Origin of the sequence: Oceaniferula spumae (assembly GCF_042849255.1) — a bacterium.
Classification (GTDB): domain Bacteria; phylum Verrucomicrobiota; class Verrucomicrobiia; order Verrucomicrobiales; family Akkermansiaceae; genus Oceaniferula; species Oceaniferula spumae.
In genome coordinates this window covers 1,031,428-1,048,525 of sequence record NZ_AP026866.1, presented here as the reverse complement: position 1 = coordinate 1,048,525, position 17,098 = coordinate 1,031,428, and the positions used below count along the sequence as shown (strand labels likewise).

The 17,098-nt window shown below is 50.9% G+C and carries 10 protein-coding genes; 7 read left to right on the top strand and 3 right to left on the bottom strand.

The genetic code is table 11. The annotated features are described in order from the left end of the window. Window positions 1-3: 3 nt before the first annotated feature. Entirely contained in the window at window positions 4-2,703 is a 2,700-nt protein-coding gene (locus tag ACSPJT_RS04440) for a sulfatase-like hydrolase/transferase (RefSeq protein ID WP_435895164.1), read from the bottom strand. 487 nt (window positions 2,704-3,190) lie between these two features. On the opposite strand from ACSPJT_RS04440, the gene ACSPJT_RS04435 reads away from it, so the two are divergent. Both ACSPJT_RS04435 and ACSPJT_RS04430 read left to right on the top strand, forming a co-directional pair. Beyond that, window positions 3,191-4,642 carry a sulfatase family protein gene (locus ACSPJT_RS04435; RefSeq protein ID WP_435895163.1) on the top strand — a complete coding sequence of 484 codons (1,452 nt, stop codon included), beginning with the start codon at window positions 3,191-3,193 and terminating at the stop codon, window positions 4,640-4,642. 5 nt (window positions 4,643-4,647) lie between these two features. Then, window positions 4,648-6,153: a sulfatase family protein gene (locus ACSPJT_RS04430; protein ID WP_435895162.1), complete on the top strand. Its 1,506-nt coding sequence runs from the start codon at window positions 4,648-4,650 to the stop codon at window positions 6,151-6,153. A gap of 12 nt (window positions 6,154-6,165) precedes the next feature. Here the strand turns inward: ACSPJT_RS04430 and ACSPJT_RS04425 are convergent, their stop codons facing one another. Both ACSPJT_RS04425 and ACSPJT_RS04420 read right to left on the bottom strand, forming a co-directional pair. Further along, the gene (locus ACSPJT_RS04425) at window positions 6,166-6,837 is read right to left on the bottom strand and encodes a response regulator (protein WP_435895161.1); all 672 of its coding nucleotides are present in this window, start codon (window positions 6,835-6,837) and stop codon (window positions 6,166-6,168) included. 25 nt (window positions 6,838-6,862) lie between these two features. Next, window positions 6,863-8,836: an ATP-binding protein gene (locus ACSPJT_RS04420; RefSeq protein WP_435895160.1), complete on the bottom strand. Its 1,974-nt coding sequence runs from the start codon at window positions 8,834-8,836 to the stop codon at window positions 6,863-6,865. Between the two features lie 295 nt (window positions 8,837-9,131). On the opposite strand from ACSPJT_RS04420, the gene ACSPJT_RS04415 reads away from it, so the two are divergent. The 5 genes from ACSPJT_RS04415 to ACSPJT_RS04395 are packed head-to-tail and all read left to right on the top strand — an operon-like array spanning window position 9,132 to window position 17,078. Beyond that, window positions 9,132-11,315, top strand: coding sequence for a right-handed parallel beta-helix repeat-containing protein (locus ACSPJT_RS04415; protein ID WP_435895159.1), 2,184 nt, complete (start codon window positions 9,132-9,134; stop codon window positions 11,313-11,315). A 58-nt stretch (window positions 11,316-11,373) separates the two neighbouring features. Then, entirely contained in the window at window positions 11,374-13,083 is a 1,710-nt protein-coding gene (locus ACSPJT_RS04410; protein WP_435895158.1) for a glycoside hydrolase family 172 protein, read from the top strand. Window positions 13,084-13,104: 21 nt separating this feature from the next. Continuing rightward, the gene (locus ACSPJT_RS04405; protein ID WP_435895157.1) at window positions 13,105-14,658 is read left to right on the top strand and encodes a sulfatase family protein; all 1,554 of its coding nucleotides are present in this window, start codon (window positions 13,105-13,107) and stop codon (window positions 14,656-14,658) included. A gap of 44 nt (window positions 14,659-14,702) precedes the next feature. Next, the gene (locus ACSPJT_RS04400) at window positions 14,703-16,115 is read left to right on the top strand and encodes a sulfatase (protein WP_435896174.1); all 1,413 of its coding nucleotides are present in this window, start codon (window positions 14,703-14,705) and stop codon (window positions 16,113-16,115) included. A 51-nt stretch (window positions 16,116-16,166) separates the two neighbouring features. Further along, on the top strand, window positions 16,167-17,078 hold the full coding sequence (locus ACSPJT_RS04395; RefSeq protein WP_435895156.1) for an alpha/beta hydrolase fold domain-containing protein: 912 nt from the start codon (window positions 16,167-16,169) through the stop codon (window positions 17,076-17,078). Window positions 17,079-17,098: the final 20 nt, after the last annotated feature.

Sequence of the window (17,098 nt, the reverse complement as noted above, 5' to 3'; positions counted from 1 at the left end):
GCGTCACGGGTTTTCCGGGTTTGTTCGTAGTCTGAAGAAGAGTTTGGATTTCCCGAGTGCAGCAGGGGTGAGTCGATATACCTTTCCTTCACCATCACCCAAGTCTGTTGTATCAATCAGTTCAAGATAGTCAGGGTTGATCGTCCATGAGTTCAGGTCATTTTCGGAACTTTCGATGACATGCGAGAAGTCTGTCATGCCCTTGGGTTGTTCATAGGAGAGCAGAGTGCCGGTGGTTTCGCTGCGGGATAATCTGAACGGAGCTAACTCATCAACCGCTTTTGGATTTTTAAAATAGGTATATTCGAGGAGGTTGCTGATACCATCGAAATCAAAATCCTGATTCGCATCGGCCAATCCCGTAGTGATTTCAGATTCTGTGAACGTAACGTATCGGTATGCTCCGTAATTGGAAATCTCGCTCAGACCGGTCACAGAGACCTCTGCCATTTGGAGCACAGAAAGGTGATCGGCGTTAGTCACATCTGGAAATTCAGCAGGATCAAGCACCTCTCGTGTGATACGCACTTTTTGTGCGAACGGCAGTGGAGCAGGGAGATCGAGAGTGAGCACCGACGGCCCATTTCCAAAGTCATCAACGCCACCTCCGAGGCTATTCCCAGGATTCAAAACAGCTGAGTGAAAGACACTACTTCCATCCGCGGCTTTTAGCTCTATTCGGATGTCGCGCAGTCGGCCCCCGTTGGCTGTGCTGTAGCGGTTGATGATATTCACCTGACGAATCGCTTGTTCCGAGCCGAGATCGATCTCCCACCAAGGCGCTGGATCCGAGCTTGTGGTATGCGAAAAGGTGCCTGTATCGCTGTCCTTCGCCAGATTGGCATTGAAGTTGTTGAAGGTTGTACTTTGGGTTGCCGTTCCTGTGGCCCCCAGATTTTCAAAGGCAAAAGCATTGGGATCGACCAGCTCAACGTAGACGTAGTAGGCACCCGCGAGTTGATTGCCATTACTATCACGGAACCACGTCTGCATGGTTGTTTTTCCTGCGGGTAAATTCAGATAGTGAACGGAAGCGACCTCATTGGGATTCGCTGCCTGACTCTGGAAAAATCCGCCCGCTGAAATTTCGCTGGATGCGATGGGCAATGTGGCACCGGTTCCAGCAACCTGGCCTCCCAGTGTGGCATTAGTTTCCTCCGGCCAACGACGTAGCTCAAAGCGATAACGCCCGGCCTTTTCAAACTCGACCGCCCAGACCCCGTTAACATTGGCGCCATTCTGGATCTGGGATTGGTTGAAGGCGGTTGCGCTGCCCCCTAGGTGCCAATCATGCGAGTAGAGTATGGTTCGCGGCTCCTGATCCGAGCCGCATACCGTGTAGGTGTAGTCATCTGAACCTTGGGTGACCTCTGCCCACCAGAGTTCATAGGCAGCCTCCAGTTCACTGGCGACGCTGGGAAAGGAGTTGAGTAGATTGGCATTCTGATTCGGGTCTGTTAGGATATCGTGAAGTTGGAAAGCGGCTCCGCCATTGGCTCTTGTCAGTCGCCACTTATGTAGCAACTGACCACTTTCGTCGAAATCATCCATCATGATCGAGCAGTCTTTCCACTTGGCGAGCGATTCCACCCTTTGGGAATCTGTGATCACAACTCGGTCTGTAGTCGGTGGCGTGCCATTGAGTGCGGCTACAAAACTGCTGCCATGCATCGGCAATCCGGCTGTCACCGGAGTGAGTCCACAGAGTTCTATCAGCGTGGGGAGCACATCGATATGAGCTGTAAGCGAGGGAACATCCATAGCTGTTGCCGCTGTGCCGGCAAAGCCGCCGTTCTTCCAGCGTAGAAAGAAGGGCACCCGATGTCCGCCATCGAAACGACTGCCTTTCGTTCCCCTCATTCCCGCCAGCCGATTACCTGCGGTTCCGTTGTCGGTCATGAAGATAAACAGCGTGTCATCCTTGATGCCCAAGTTGGTTAGCAGGGTTTCAAGACGAGCCATGTTGTCGTCGATATTCTCAACGAGTCCGTCAAAGCCCGATTTTCCACCATTTGGAGCATTGAAGGGGGCATGCGGTGCATTGGTCGATAGATAGCAAAAGAAGGGTTCGCCTGCGTTTTTACTTTCAGTGATGAACTGCGCAGCTTGGGTGAACCAGTAATCGGTCACAAATTCATCCGCGACGACCGGCAGTCCCTGTTTAAAATAGGTATCTGGCACTGCTGGGCTGCCATCGAAGAGCACGTCTGAGTAGTAATCGTTGCCCCAGTAGTCCGGCATTTGAGAGACACCTCCACCGCGGTGGATATGCTCAACATCAAAGCCCCTGAATCTCGGCTGAAAGGGATAGTTATCGCCCAGATGCCACTTCCCAAAAATACCTGTCTTATAGCCATTGGCTTTGAAGACTTCGCCCATGGTGACTTCGCCACGGCGTAGTTGACTGCGACCATTGATGGTGTGCCAGGCTCCCACGGCATTGTTATATCGCCCCGTCATCAATGCTGCTCGACTCGGCGTGCAGGTGGGGGAGACATGGAAATCCGTCAGTCGCACCGACTCCGCATGCAGTGCATCCAGATTTGGCGTATCGAGACTACTGGGAAAAAGAGCATTAATATCACCGTAGCCCTGATCATCGGTAACGACCAAAACCACCCCAGCAGGCTGGCCGTAGGCACTGAGTGAGATCAATGCGATGAATATTAGAATGAGGAGTCTTGTGTTTTGCGAAAAACTCATGAGTTTGAGAGGCATGGTGACGATGAGAGCGTATGGAATGAGCGGTGATCGATGAACGAAATCCCAACGGGTTGAGGAACGATAACAAACTCGGAAAGAATGACAAAGGCTAACCCAAATCTGAGGGTTTTCCAGTCATCCCATATGGATGATTTCTGATCGGCGCAGACCATCGATGACACCTAGAATCTATTGGTTCGCTTCATGACCAAACGTTGTGAGCGCGTGGTGGGAGACAAGAATCACGGATTTCGTTTCGTGTTGTGGTTTCTGGTGAGTCATCTGTAAACTTGAATACCCTCATCGAAGTCCATCGACCACGATACCGAGATTACTGACAAAGAAATGTCCGTTACTCATTCTAAAGTAGTGGAGACTCTGATGGAGTTAGTCGAACGGACGAGCAGTGACATCAGAGACCATGTGCAGATTGATAACAATGCTCAGTCGCCAGAGAAACAGTCAGATTTAAAGAACCAATATTAAGATGAAGTTTAAACGTAATCATCCACATGGCCTCATGCTGGGGCTGGCAATTGTCGCATCGTTCCTAGGAGTCCAGAGCAGCTTGGCTGAGAGCAAGCCGAACATCATCGTCTTTCTCACCGATGACCAAGGCTACAATGATGTTGGTTGCTTCGGCTCACCGGATATCAAGACTCCAAACTTTGACCGTATGGCCAAGGAGAGCATGCTGTTTAAAAGCGCCTACGTTGGTTCACCGGTCTGTGGGCCGAGCCGTTCGGCGTTGATGACTGGCAGTTATCCGATCCGAATCGGTGAACCTAAAAACACCAAATCTCTTCACACCGTTCCTCATACCCAAGAGTTGATGATTCCCGAAGTGCTGAAACCGATGGGGTACAGCACCGCAATTATCGGTAAGTGGCATGCCGGAGAAGCCAAAACGAAAGGCGATCCTAACAGTCAAGGGTTCGACTATTTCTTCGGCACTCCCAAATACAACGGGGTAACCAAACTTATTGAGCAAACAAAGCTCCGTGCACCTCTGATGCGAAACAAGGAGGTGGTGGTTGAAGCCATTGAGCAAAAAGAAATGGATCAGCTGACCACGATGTACACCGAAGAGGCGGTGAAGTTTATCACGGAAAACAAGGAGAAACCCTTCTTTCTCTATCTGGCTCACAACATGCCTCACGTTCCGTTAGGAGTATCAGATAAATTCCGTGGTAAATCGGAAGGTGGATTTTACGGAGATGTCATCATGGAGCTGGACTGGAGCATGGGAGTGATCATGAAGACTCTCAAGGACCTCAAGTTGGATGAAAACACGCTGATCGTTTTTGTTTCTGACAATGGGCCGTGGATTGAGAAAGTCATTGGTGATCACGCAGGGCATGCCGACCCATTGCGCGGTGCTAAAATGATGTCATGGGAAGGTGGACCGCGTGTTCCTTGTATCATGCGCTGGCCAGGTCACATCCCAGCCGGCAAAATCTCTGATGCGCTCATCACCACCATGGATCTGCTGCCTACATTTGCCGGACTATCGGGAGCATCATTACCCGATGATCTCGTTCTCGATGGCAAAGACATCAAGCCGCTGATAACGGGCGCCACCGAGCAATCACCTCACCAGTATTATTACTACTACTGCTACACCCACCTACAGGCCATCCGTGATGAGCGCTGGAAGTTGGTGCTGCCTCGTAAAAAAGATCCGAATTGGATGGGCTGGTGGGGTCGAATGATCGAAGAGGTCAAAGAGGTCCAACTCTATGATCTGGACAATGATCTCGGTGAAATGACGAATGTCGCAGCCGCTCACCCAGAGGTTGTGAACCGCCTGATGAAACAGGTCGAGACCGCACGTGCCGATCTGGGTGATTATGATCGAATCGGACAGGGAGCTCGTTTTTTTGATCAAGGGAAGAAGCGTCCGAAACTCGTCAAAACCAAAAAGAAACGCAACCAATAGAATTTATGAAAAACCGAAACATCATCTCTGTGGTAATGGCAAGCGCACTGGCTGCGTTCCTACCCCTAACATCAGTTGCCGCAGAGAAACCTAACATCATCTTCATCCTGGCAGATGATCTCGGCTACGGAGACATTCAGGCTCTGAATCCTGACCACGGAAAAATCAAAACTCCATCGGTCGACAAGCTGGCTGCAGAAGGCATGATCTTCAAAGATGCCCATTCCGGTTCAGCTGTATGCACGCCTACGCGCTACGGCCTGCTGACTGGGCGATACAGTTGGCGCACGACTCTTCAGAATGGTGTGGTGCAGGGCTTTAAGCCCAACCTCATCGCCAAAGACCGACCTACGGTTGCCAGTTTTCTCAAATCACAAGGCTACCACACCGGCATCATCGGCAAGTGGCATCTCAATTTTCAGTATGCCGATGCAAAGACAGGGGAGATTATTCAACGCAAAGGCAAGAAATCTCTCGCTCCAGTAGGAAGTAAGATTCCTGATGGCCCACTGACTCGTGGTTTTGATTATTTCCACGGATTCCACCATGCCGGCGACATGAAGGGGGTGATCGAAAATGATACCGTGATCGCGCATGAAGATGAAATCAACATGCTGCCACGACTGACGCGAAAAGCGGTCGAGTACATCGAAACACGGGCGACAAAGAAGGAGACACCGTTCTTTCTCTACGTGCCATATGGTTCACCTCATTCTCCGGTAGTGCCCACCAAGGAATGGCGAGGGAAAAGCGGACTCAACATCCATGCGGATTTTGTGATGCAGACAGACGACGGTGTCGGGCAGATTATGGCAGCTCTCGATAAACATGGTTTGACCGAAAACACCTTGATCATTTTCAGTGCGGACAACGGAACTTCAAAAGGAGCTAACATTCCAGAATTGGCGGAAAAAGGTCATTTAGTGAGCGCTGGATTCCGTGGCTCGAAGGCGGACTTGTGGGATGGGGGGCACCGCGTGCCATTCGTCGTGCGTTGGCCCAAGCATGTGACGGCTGGCTCGACCAGTGATCAATTGATCTGCTTGACGGATCTATTTGCCACGACAGCCGATATCACTGGCAAAGCACTCCCGGCAAAAAGCGCTGAAGACAGCGTCAGCTTCCTGCCCGCCTTCTCTGGAAAGCCGATTGTTACCACTCGGGCAGGTGTCATCCACCACTCGATCTCAGGTCACTTTGCTTACCGCCAGGGAAAATGGAAACTGCTCTTGGCCAAAGGATCAGCTGGGTGGACGGGACCCAAGGAAAACCAACTTCCCAAAGATATGCCGAAAGCGCAACTCTACGACATGGAAAAGGATCCGGGTGAAACCAAGAATCTCTACGAGACAAACCCAGAAGTCGCGGCTCGCTTGTTAGCGCAGCTCAAGGACGATGTGTTCAGCGGCCGCAGTACCGAAGGTGAGAAATCCAAGAATGATATCGAAGAAATCAGCCTATGGAAAAATGAACAAGCCAACAAGCCGGCACGAAGGAAAAAGAACAAGTGAACACACTACGTGTTATCCCTGACCTTCCGAGGGGAAAATCCCCAGATGATGAGCTTTGTGCACGGCTGAGGGCGCGTTGGTCACGTTGAGCTTTTCGTAGATTTTCTCGACGTGGGCCGCGACGGTGCGGGGGCTGATATCGAGTCGATCTGCGACTTCCTTTTTCTGCAGTCCTTCACTGATCAAGCCCAGCACTTCCATCTCGCGCTGACTCAGTGGATTGGCATCAGATGCCTCGGGTTTATCCTTTCGCATTTTGCCAATGATAAATTTGGCGACGGTAGGATCGAGTGATGCTCCGCCATTCATCACATTGCGGATGCCATCAGTGAGTTGATCCAGAGTATTACTTTTGAGCATATAGCCAGACGCCCCTTTTGAAATCGCGGTGACGATATCAGCCTCTTGGTTGGACTGGGTGAGGATGATGACTTTTGTTTCGGGTGCATATTCATGAATCCAAGGAAGTGCATCGAGACCACTCATGCCAGGGAGGTTTAGATCGAGCAGAATGAGATCGGGGGTATTGTCAGCAGAGGCGTTCTCCAGGCTTCGCAGGGCAATCTCTGCGGTGCCGAACTGGCTGATCAGCTTGATGCCGGGTTCATTGCCTAAAGTTCGATCGATGACTTTTCGAAAGGCTGGGCTGTCTTCGATCAGCATGATATTAATTGAATTTTTCATGATGCAAACTGTTGTCTGTTAGGGGTTAGTTCCGGTTGAATCCAAATCGTCTGCGCGGGCGGAATTCAAGTGTGATTTGTGTTCCTCCGGTGTCGAGAGCTTCGGCAACGACGATGCCACTGAGCTGTCGAGCACGGCGACGAAGAGACTCGGGGACTTTGGTGCCGGGCAGTCCCATGCCGTTGTCGCTGACAGTTAGAGTAATGGCCTTGTCGGTGGCGGTTAAATTCGTTTTGACGCTTGTGGCTCCGGAGTGGCGAATAATGTTAGTGAGGCACTCTTTGTAGAAAAGGTAGAGATCGATTCGTCTGCGCGGCTTGAGCTGATGCAGACTGGTTTCATCCGAAGGAAAGGAGGTTTCATGCTCCAGATCCGCCAGCAGTCGGTTGGTAGTCCGTTTCATTTCCGTGACTAAGTTCGCATGGATTTCCTTGGTCTCCAGCATGTTCGTGCAGTAACGCGCCGTTTCGCCAGTTTCCTCCGTCAACGCCCGAACCTCATCGATGACATCAGTGAGCTCGGCCCACTCATCGGTGGCATTTTTACGAGCGACTATTTTTTTGGCAAAGTCACCGAGCAAGCCGATGGCGTGGAGGTTGGCACCCAGTTCATCGTGAAGGTTGGCCGCGATGCGCTCACGAGTCCTGGCAATCGCCCGTTGACGAGCGATTTGTTCGAGCCAAATCACAATCACCGTAGCAAGCAGCAGGATGGCGGCGAACCAGCTGATCCGCCGGAGGGTGGTCTTTTGGCGTGCGTAGCGGAGTGAAAGCTCATTCATCACCAGTGGTCGTTCGGCTTCCAGAGCCTGGCGGCGTGCGAGTTGTTTCAGCCATGTTCTGATAGGTAAGATCTCGCCGTAGAGATTACAGCCATCGGTGAGTGCGCTGAGTGAACGGTTCGGGGTGGTCGTGCCAGTGGTGCTTACCGTTTTCCCATGAGCAACATTATGATTGTTAGAAAATAGTTCGATTTCGGCGAAGCCAATCCGGAAGGTATCTGACGGGTCAATCTCCGACAGGCGAACGTAGCGACAAGTCGTCTCAGGAATGTTCCACATCATGATCGGGCCGGTGTCGTTAATGTTTTCAGCCTGGCTTTCTAGCAGAATCACAGCATCGGAAAAATCCGGAAGATTCGCACCTTCGATTCTCAAGTGGTGGGGGATGCCGAGGTCGCCAGCGTAAGCCTGGGGGACGGTATCGCTCTGCTCTACCGCGTGGAGGTGAAGACTTGTGATGGGTGCTGCTTTTTCCAAGTCAATGGTCAGAATGGGAGACTGCTTCAAGTCACTGATGTAGGCCACGCTATGAAGTCCTTGAGCGGCATTCATCAGGTAGGGCGTATGGCCATCTACCAAAAACTGATTATCCCACGCACCGGTGAGTGATTCAGGATGATCAGACGAGGCTTTGACCGGCTGGCGAAGAGCAACATTTTTCTCACCGCTGAAGACCAAGACCTCCGAGAGCTGGAAGACATAATGCTTATCGAATGCCCGTTGAGTTAGACTGGTTGCCTCTATGCGGATCCATGAGGCTTTCACTCCATGGCAGGCAACTACGTAGGGGGCTATGCCCGAAGCACTGTCAGAGGTGGCATTGAATTCGCCCAATATGCTGCCAGTTTTATTGTTAGAAGTGCCGTAGATGATTTGAAACCGATCAGGGAAACCATCAGCTTGGAACCCTTTCTGCGGGTCGCGATGGATCGTGGGCACTAGGATGATTTCATCGAGAGAGTATTCCTTGCCGAAATCGATTTCAACCCACTCGGTATTGTCGCTTGTTTTGTGCCGAATCGAGCGAAAACCAATGGATCCGACACCTCCACGTAAACTGGTTCGCGCCAGTTGACTGAGTTCGGCATCGATGATTTTGAGCCGTTGCTCCAGTTCAGTCTGTTTCAGTTGGCCTAGCGCTGAGTCCTCAGTCACAGCGAAAGAAGGAAGAGCTCCTGCTAACAGAGCTGTCATCACTAGTAGTGGCCAAAATCGCATGATGGGAGGTATATCAGAATGGTTGGTGGAATCCAGCTTCCAGGCTTGGATTGCTAACCATAGTTCTCGGCTTGGAAACTGGAAAAATAGGTTGTGAGATATTTGTGTCTGCCAATCAATGGATGATCTTCACTGCATACTCATATGCTGTCCATAGGTCATACGACCGATGCCGAGCATTGTCACTACGACTGGCTGATCGAGAATACTGGCACAGTATGCTACGGGAAAACATTGAAACGCAGTGAATTGACGCCAAGATGGAAGGGAGGATTGCAACAGTCCTATGATCAAAATGAAGCTATTTTCCATCTTGTTAGTATGCGCCTCTATGGCGATCAATCTCGCTGTATCCGCAGCGCCTAAAGCGGACTTCTATGTCTCTCCAGAAGGATCTGATGAGTGGACCGGAACTTCGGCGAAACCCGACGATCAAAAATCCGACGGCCCGTTTGCCACACTTGAACGTGCGCGCGATGCAGTGCGGGAGTTAAAGGTTAAAAAAGCGGGGGACATCGTTGTTTTAATCCGCGAAGGGAATTACCGCTTGGATAAGACCGTGGTCTTCAGTCTGGAGGATTCTGGGAAAGATGGCACCACGATCACCTATGCAGCTTACCCTGGTGAGACTCCGATTTTCAGTTCAGGAAAGCAAATCAGCCACTGGCGGAAACCAACCACAGTTCCTACAGGTCTTCCCAAAGCAGCGTTAGGCAAAGTTCGCGTGGCGGATGTTTCAGGCCGCTTTTTGACACTCTATGATTCGGAGGGTTCGTTACCACGTGCGCGATCAGCCGGATTTATACCACCGAAGGATGGCAATCGCAACACACTGTATTTCCCCAAAGGGGCACTCAAAAACTGGTCGAATATCGAAGATGTTGAAGTTGTTGTTCGGCCCCACCATGCGTGGATCGTGAATATTCTACCGCTGAGTTCGGTCAACGAGGCAAAACAGATGGCCAAGACATCGACCAATGCCACCTATGCGATGAATCCGTTGCATTTTCTCAAGACAACCAAGTCGTGCTTCGTAGAAAATGTGCTCGAAGAACTCGATCAACCTGGCGAGTGGGTATTGAACACCAAAGAAGGGAAAGTCTACCTCTGGCCGAGAAATGATTCTCCGGTTCTTGCGCCTCAACTGACTGAGTTCATTCGCATCGAGGGCAAGGTCCATAAGATGGAGGCAAAAGATATACCGGTGAAAAACATCTGTTTCCGAGGTCTAACATTTCAACACGGTGAACGTTACGAGATTTTAGCTGCCGATGCCGGTCTGCAGCACGACTGGGATATGTTAGACAAAGCCAACGCGTTGGTCAGATTCCGTGGAGCCGAGAATTGCCGTATCGAGCAATGTCACTTTGCCCACAGCGGCAGCGGCGCGATCCGTCTGGATCTGCACGCACAGAAAAATACCATTTCAGGCAATCACATCGAACAAATGGGGGGCGCTGGCATTTTGCTTTGCGGATACGGACCGGGAACCAAAGACGTGAATAAAAAGAACATCGTCTATAACAATCACATCCATCACACGGGCAGAATTTATTCGCATTCGCCTGGCATCATGGTCTGGCAGAGTGGGGAGAATCGCGTGGCGAATAACCTGATTCATCACACGCCCTACACAGGATTGATTATCTCTGGGTGTATGACTGATTTCTTCACGAAGGGTAAAGGACGCGAACTTGGTAGAACGATCAGAAGTCATGAAATAGGCAAGTTGCCGAAGAAACCGACACTTGAGGACGTGCGACCCTATCTCCACACGCACGACAATATATTTGAATACAACGAAATCCATCATGCCATGGAAATGCTCGGCGACGGAAATGCCATCTATATCCGTGGTGCTGGAGCAAACAATGTGATTCGCCGGAACTACGTGCACCATCTCGTAGCGCCCATGATCATGCAGGCAGCGATACGCACCGATGGTGGTCAGAAGGATACTCTGATCTCGGAAAACCTCATCTATAAATGCGTCTCTCAAGGCATCCTGATGAAGTTGAATAATCGCTGCGAGAATAACATCGTGGCTGACATCATTGCTCCGCCCCGTGGTTATTACTTGTCACTGCGTGAAGGTCCGTTGACGGGAGCTACGATTAAGAAGAACATTTTCTACTCATCGGAAAAGGGCTGCACGTTCATCGATGAATTGCCTGCTGGTAGAGGTCGAGTGAGTGAGGACCGAAGAGGTCGTGCACTGGCCAGATCTAGCCAGGCCGATACCGATCAGAACATCTACTTTTGCCCTGCCGATCCCAGTCTGGGCAAAGAGATGCTGAAAAAACAACAGCAAGATGGCGTAGATAAAAACAGCCAAGCAGTCGATCCACTGTTCGTCGACGCAAAAAATGGAGACTTCAGATTCAAGCCAGATTCTCCAGCTCTGAAAATGGGAATCGTACCTTTTGACATGTCGAAAGTCGGTTTGCGATCACCAGACAGCTCCAAAACAGCCAAATAACACAGAACCAAACATCTGGAACAAACTCTTGGAAGTGGTGAAACACATATAAAAAACAATGATCAAAAAACTGAATTTCTATACATGCAGCGCAGCGGTTTTGCTATTGCTGACAGGATCGAAGACAGCTGCTGCAGAGCCTGTCACCATTGAATCTCTGCTGCATGAGATGGTGGATCGTGATGCGGTGGCTTCGTTTCCCAAAAAAGATTTCCGGCTTAAGCTGGCAAGTAGCTTCAATCGGGTTTCCTTGGCTGGTCCTAAGGACGAGAGAGCGTGGTTTGCCAATGGTGACTTGAATGGAAACGAGGAGAAGGGGAATTTTGTTCGGATTGAACAAAACAACGGGCGCAAGGAAATTGTGATGATGGATCAGCAAGGCCCTGGCGCCGTCGTCCGGACATGGATACCATGGCGGAATATTGGTGCCCAAAGCCGTGGGGAACCCATCATTTGGCGAGTCTATCTGGATGGCTCTGATACGCCCGTCATCGAAGGCGATCAGCACGAGCTTTTCCAAGGGAAGGGGCTCGTGCCCTATCCTCTGGCTCACGGGTCGCTACGTTCTGCGGTATCGTTTTTCCCGATTCCCTATGCCAAGAGCTGTAAGATCACCGTTTCGGGCGTGCCTTTTTTCTATCAAATTCATTACCGTGAATACAAGAAGGGCACAGAGGTGAAGACCTTCACGATGGATGACTTTAAGGCGGCCTTGCCTCTCACCAAGAAGGTTGGGGAGCAGTTGTTGAATCCCAAAGTGGACGCGGCTGGTAAGCCTGTTTCTTTCGAGGCCAAGCTTGCCAAAGGCGAAGACAAAAGTATCGAACTCCCAAAAGGAATTGGCGCAGTACGTAGACTTTCACTAAAGCTGGGTGACTATTCCGACCCTGAGGTGACTCGAAAAGTGGTGCTTAAGATAAGCTTCGATGGCAAAGAAACCATCTGGTGCCCGATTGGAGATTTTTTCGGTTCGGGAATAGGACTTCATCCGTTTCAAGGATGGTATCGCACGGTTGCCGAAGACGGCACCATGTCCGCACGCTGGGTCATGCCCTACCGTGAAAAGGGAACCATTTCAGTGGTGAATTTCAGCGATGCTCCGGTGCAAGTAAGTTTGAATGCATCGGTCGGCAGCTATGAATGGAATGAGGACTCGCTCTATTTCCACGCAGGTTGGCGCGGACAGTATCCGGTGCCTACCATTCCTAGGTCGGATTGGAACTACATCACCACCGAAGGGCGTGGCGTGCTAGTCGGTGATACCCTGACGATCATGAATCCGGTAGACGGCTGGTGGGGGGAGGGGGATGAGAAGATCTGGACCGATGGCGAAGATTTTCCCTCCAACTTCGGTACTGGGACCGAAGATTATTACGCCTATTCATGGGGCGGTGCCAGCACGGACTTCTACGACCATCCCTTCCACGCCCAGCCCCGCTCACACAAGTTTAACAAGCTTAACCGACAGCCAAAAGGCTATCCGAAAACGACCAAAGGATACAGTACCGAGACACGGACCCGTGCGCTCGATACGATGCCATTTTCCAAATCCCTGAAGTTGGACATGGAAGTCTGGACAAAATTCAAAGGTGAGATGGGGTACGGAGTTGGTGTTTATTGGTATGGCGATGCTGAGACAACATCGAATCACAAGCCGGAACCCGCCGAAATCCTCAATGTCCCACCTCTGCCGGATATGGATGCTCCCTTCGCAGACGAAAGGAAGAACAAGGGAGAAAAGAAGAGCAAAAAGAAGGACTCTAACTAACTCCACATCACTCTGTCATATATGACAAATATCTCCACATTGAAAAAGCGATGGTTTCGCGCCATCTCCATCGCGTTGTTTCCAATCACAGTTGCTCCATCCCTCGCTGAGGACAAGCCGAACATCGTTCTGATCTTCGCGGACGATCTCGGTTACGGTGATCTCAGTTGCTACGGCGCGACGAAATTGAAAACACCTAATATCGATAAACTTGGAGCGGAGGGTCGTCGATTTACCGATGCTCATTCGGCCTCGGCAGTTTGCACCCCGTCTCGTTACGCGATGATGACTGGCGAATATCCGCACCGCAAAAACTTATACAAACCGGTATTTCTCAAGACAGGGTTATTGATCGATACCAAGCAGCAAACGATGGCGAGCGTGATGAAAGACGCTGGGTATGCCACGGCATGCATAGGCAAATGGCATCTCGGTTTTGGTGAGAAAACACCCGACTGGAACGGCGATCTAAAGCCCGGCCCGCTGGAGTTGGGTTTTGATTACTATTTCGGTGTGCCAGTGGTAAATAGCCATCCTCCTTTTGTGTATGTGGAGAACCACAAGGTGGTAGGCCTTCTTCCCGATGATCCGTTAGAGTATGGTAAAACGGCCAAAACCAAAGTGATCGATGAAAAGATGGGGATCGATCAGATTGGCGGAGGCGATGCTGCTCATGCCCTGTATGACGATTATTCCGTGGGAACCACCCTGACGGAAAAAGCGGTATCGTGGATCAAGAAACAAGAGAAGAAACCGTTCTTCCTTTGGTTCTCGGCAACGAATATCCACCATCCGTTCACTCCACATCCGCGCTTCAAAGGAACTAGCGAGTGTGGTATCTATGGTGACTTCGTGCACGAGCTCGACTGGATTGTCGGCGAACTGGTCAAGACACTCGAGGAACAGGGTGTGGCCGACAATACCATGATCATCTTCACCAGTGACAACGGAGGTATGCTCAATAATACGGGACAAGAGGCCTTGAAAATGGGCCACGATGCCAACGGAGATCTACTCGGTTTCAAGTTTGATGCTTGGGAAGGGGGACACCGTGTGCCGTTCATTGCACACTGGCCTGGAAAAATTGCTCCAGGTGGTGTCTCTGACGATGTCATCTGTAACGTGGATATGATTGCGACTTTTGCCGCTTTGACGGGTAAATCTCTCAAGCCTGGGCAGGGCCAAGACAGCGTAAATGTTCTCCCATCACTAACAGGGACGGGTGTAAAACCGATCCGAGATCATTTGTTGTTATCTGCGTTCAGACCGAATCATTTATCAGTTCGCAAAGGAAAATGGATGTATATTAGTGGCCTTGCTGGTGGTGGATTCAATTCCCCCAAAGAAGGATCGCATGGCTTTGGTGGCCCGGCAGCAATTAAGTTTTCTGGCAGAAAAAACAGCAATATCGTAAACGGTAAACTCAAAAAAGACATCCCTCCGGCGCAACTCTACGATCTGGAGAAAGATCCTAACCAAACAACCAACGTCTACAACACGCACCCTGAAGTGGTGAAAGAGTTATCCGCCATTTTGGAAACTTACCAAAGTGAGAAAAAACCTAAGAAGAAATGAAGCTACAAATCATACTGACACTGGGGTTGGCATTCCCCGTTTTCATTTCGGCAGCTGACTCGCAGCGTGACTCCAGACCGAACATCATCGTCATCATGGCTGATGATCTTGGCTACAGTGACCTTGGTTGTTATGGAAATAAGGAAATACCGACGCCGCACATCGATTCATTGGCGCAGCAGGGGATGCGTTTCACCTCCGGCTATGTGACCTGGCCGATGTGTGGGCCATCGAGGGCTGGTTTTCTAACTGGACGCCACCAATCAAAATTCGGCTATTATCAGAATGTGAGCCAGCCGTTTGATGCCAGGCAGGGTTTGCCCAAGATGGCGACAATCGCCAGCCTGATGAAGAAGCAGGGCTACGCGACCGCAGGTGTCGGCAAGTGGCACATGGGCACGACCAATGACCAGCGCCCAGAGTCGATGGGTTTTGACGATTGGTTTGGGTTCTACGGCGGAGGCCTGATGTATTTCCCCCTCGATCACCCAAGCTACAATGGGCGCTTCACACCTTTGAAACGTCCAGCCAAGGGACGTGATTTACAACATACCATGCCTCTCGTTCATAATGCCAAACTTGTGGAGTGGGACCAGTATCTAACGAGAGAGTTGACCGACGCTGGCGTTAGATTCGTGAGGAAAAATAAGGATCAGCCATTCTTTCTCTTTATGTCTTACAATGCGCCGCACTTGGACTTGGAAGCACCGAAGGAATCGATCGCTAAATTTCCACCCGAATCGATGAGCAAGATGCCCGGGATCAAACCCGAGAACAGAAGCATCTACGCTGCGATGATCTACGAAATGGACGAAGGAGTGGGGCAGCTGTTATCGACTGTAGAAGAATTAGGCCTCACCAAAAACACAGTCGTTTGGTTTTTGAGTGACAATGGAGGACTATCTAGAGTCACCGACAATCGCCCGCTCAGAGGAGGCAAAGGGAATCCATATGAAGGTGGGTATCGTGTGCCCATGATCGTCAAATGGCCTGGTCAAGTGCCGAGCAATTCCGTGCGTGAGGAGCCAATCATATCCTTGGACATCACTGCGACCTCTCTGGCGATGTCCGGCGGAGATCCAGCTCAGGCAGGATTTGACGGTAAAGATATTCGCGCTTTCATCACCGGGCAGAGCAACAAGGCCCCGAACGATGTGCTCTTTTGGAATTTTGGCAAATCAGCGAAGATGGAAGCTGGAGCCATTCGAGAGGGTGATTTCAAATTGATCATTGGAAAGGGGAGACCCCAGCTTTATAACCTCAAAGAAGACCTTTCCGAAACCAAAGATATCGCGTCCTCTCATCCGGAGCGAGTGACGGCGATGTTAGATCGCTGGAAGAAGTGGGATAAAGACCGCAAGCCCGATTTATGGAAAGGGAAGGGCAAAGGGAACTATCAATATGCCGACTACGAATGGCTGAAAGGCACCCAACATTACAGGGCAAAGTCCAAGTGACGTGCCGCAGTCAGTTTGCCTCACGGAATGTTCTGTGATAGAGTGACGACCATGCGCCTCTGTTATCTTTTCCTGTTATTGGTCGTTCTGTTCCCCGGTATGTTATCGGCCGATATCAAGGTCACTCGGGGAATCACTTATGGAACTGCCAAGGGGCATAAGTTGTTGCTGGATATTTACCTGCCTGAGCCAAATGCGGCGCAGTCAAAGCGTCCTGCCATCGTAGGTATCCATGGCGGAGGCTGGGAGCGGGGGAGTAAAACGGACTTCGCTCCGATCGCCACGCGCATGGCGGAGAAGGGCTATGTTGTTTTTGCCATCAACTACCGGCTGGCACGTGGTGGAAAGAATCTTTGGCCAGCGCAGCTCGACGACGCTCAGTTAGCGGTCCGCTGGGTGCGGTATCATGCTCAGAAGTATAAAGTCGATCCTAACCGGATTGCTGCAGTCGGCGCCTCGGCCGGCGGACACATTGCGGCGATGTTAGGAAACCTGGAAACGAGAGAGCATCAAGTCGAGGCCTTGCGTGGTTACTCCAGCCGAGCTAATGCCGTGGTGTCACTCGCAGGTCCGGCGGATTTGACCAAGGACTTTAGGAAAGTGCCCTACTATGGAAGACGGACCGTTCAGGATATTGTCGATCAGTTACTTGGAGTTCCCTTTGCGGCTGGTGGCAAAGTGGACGTGAACGCTAACGCCGCCCGTGCGGCATCGCCGATATATCAAATCAATGAAAAGACGGTGCCTCATCTGCTCATTCACGGTGCAAAGGACCAGGTTGTGGCCGTCTCGCAAGCACGGCAATATTTCGCAGCCTTGAAAAAGGCCAAGGTGCCAAGTGATTATCTGGAATTATCGACCGCTGGACATGGAACCAAGAATCCGATCAGTCTGTGGCGGATTTTCCAGCGAATGGAGAGGTTTTTGGAAAAGCAATTGAAGCAGCCCGCCGCAGCGCGGTAACACGAACGTGTCAGCGGGCA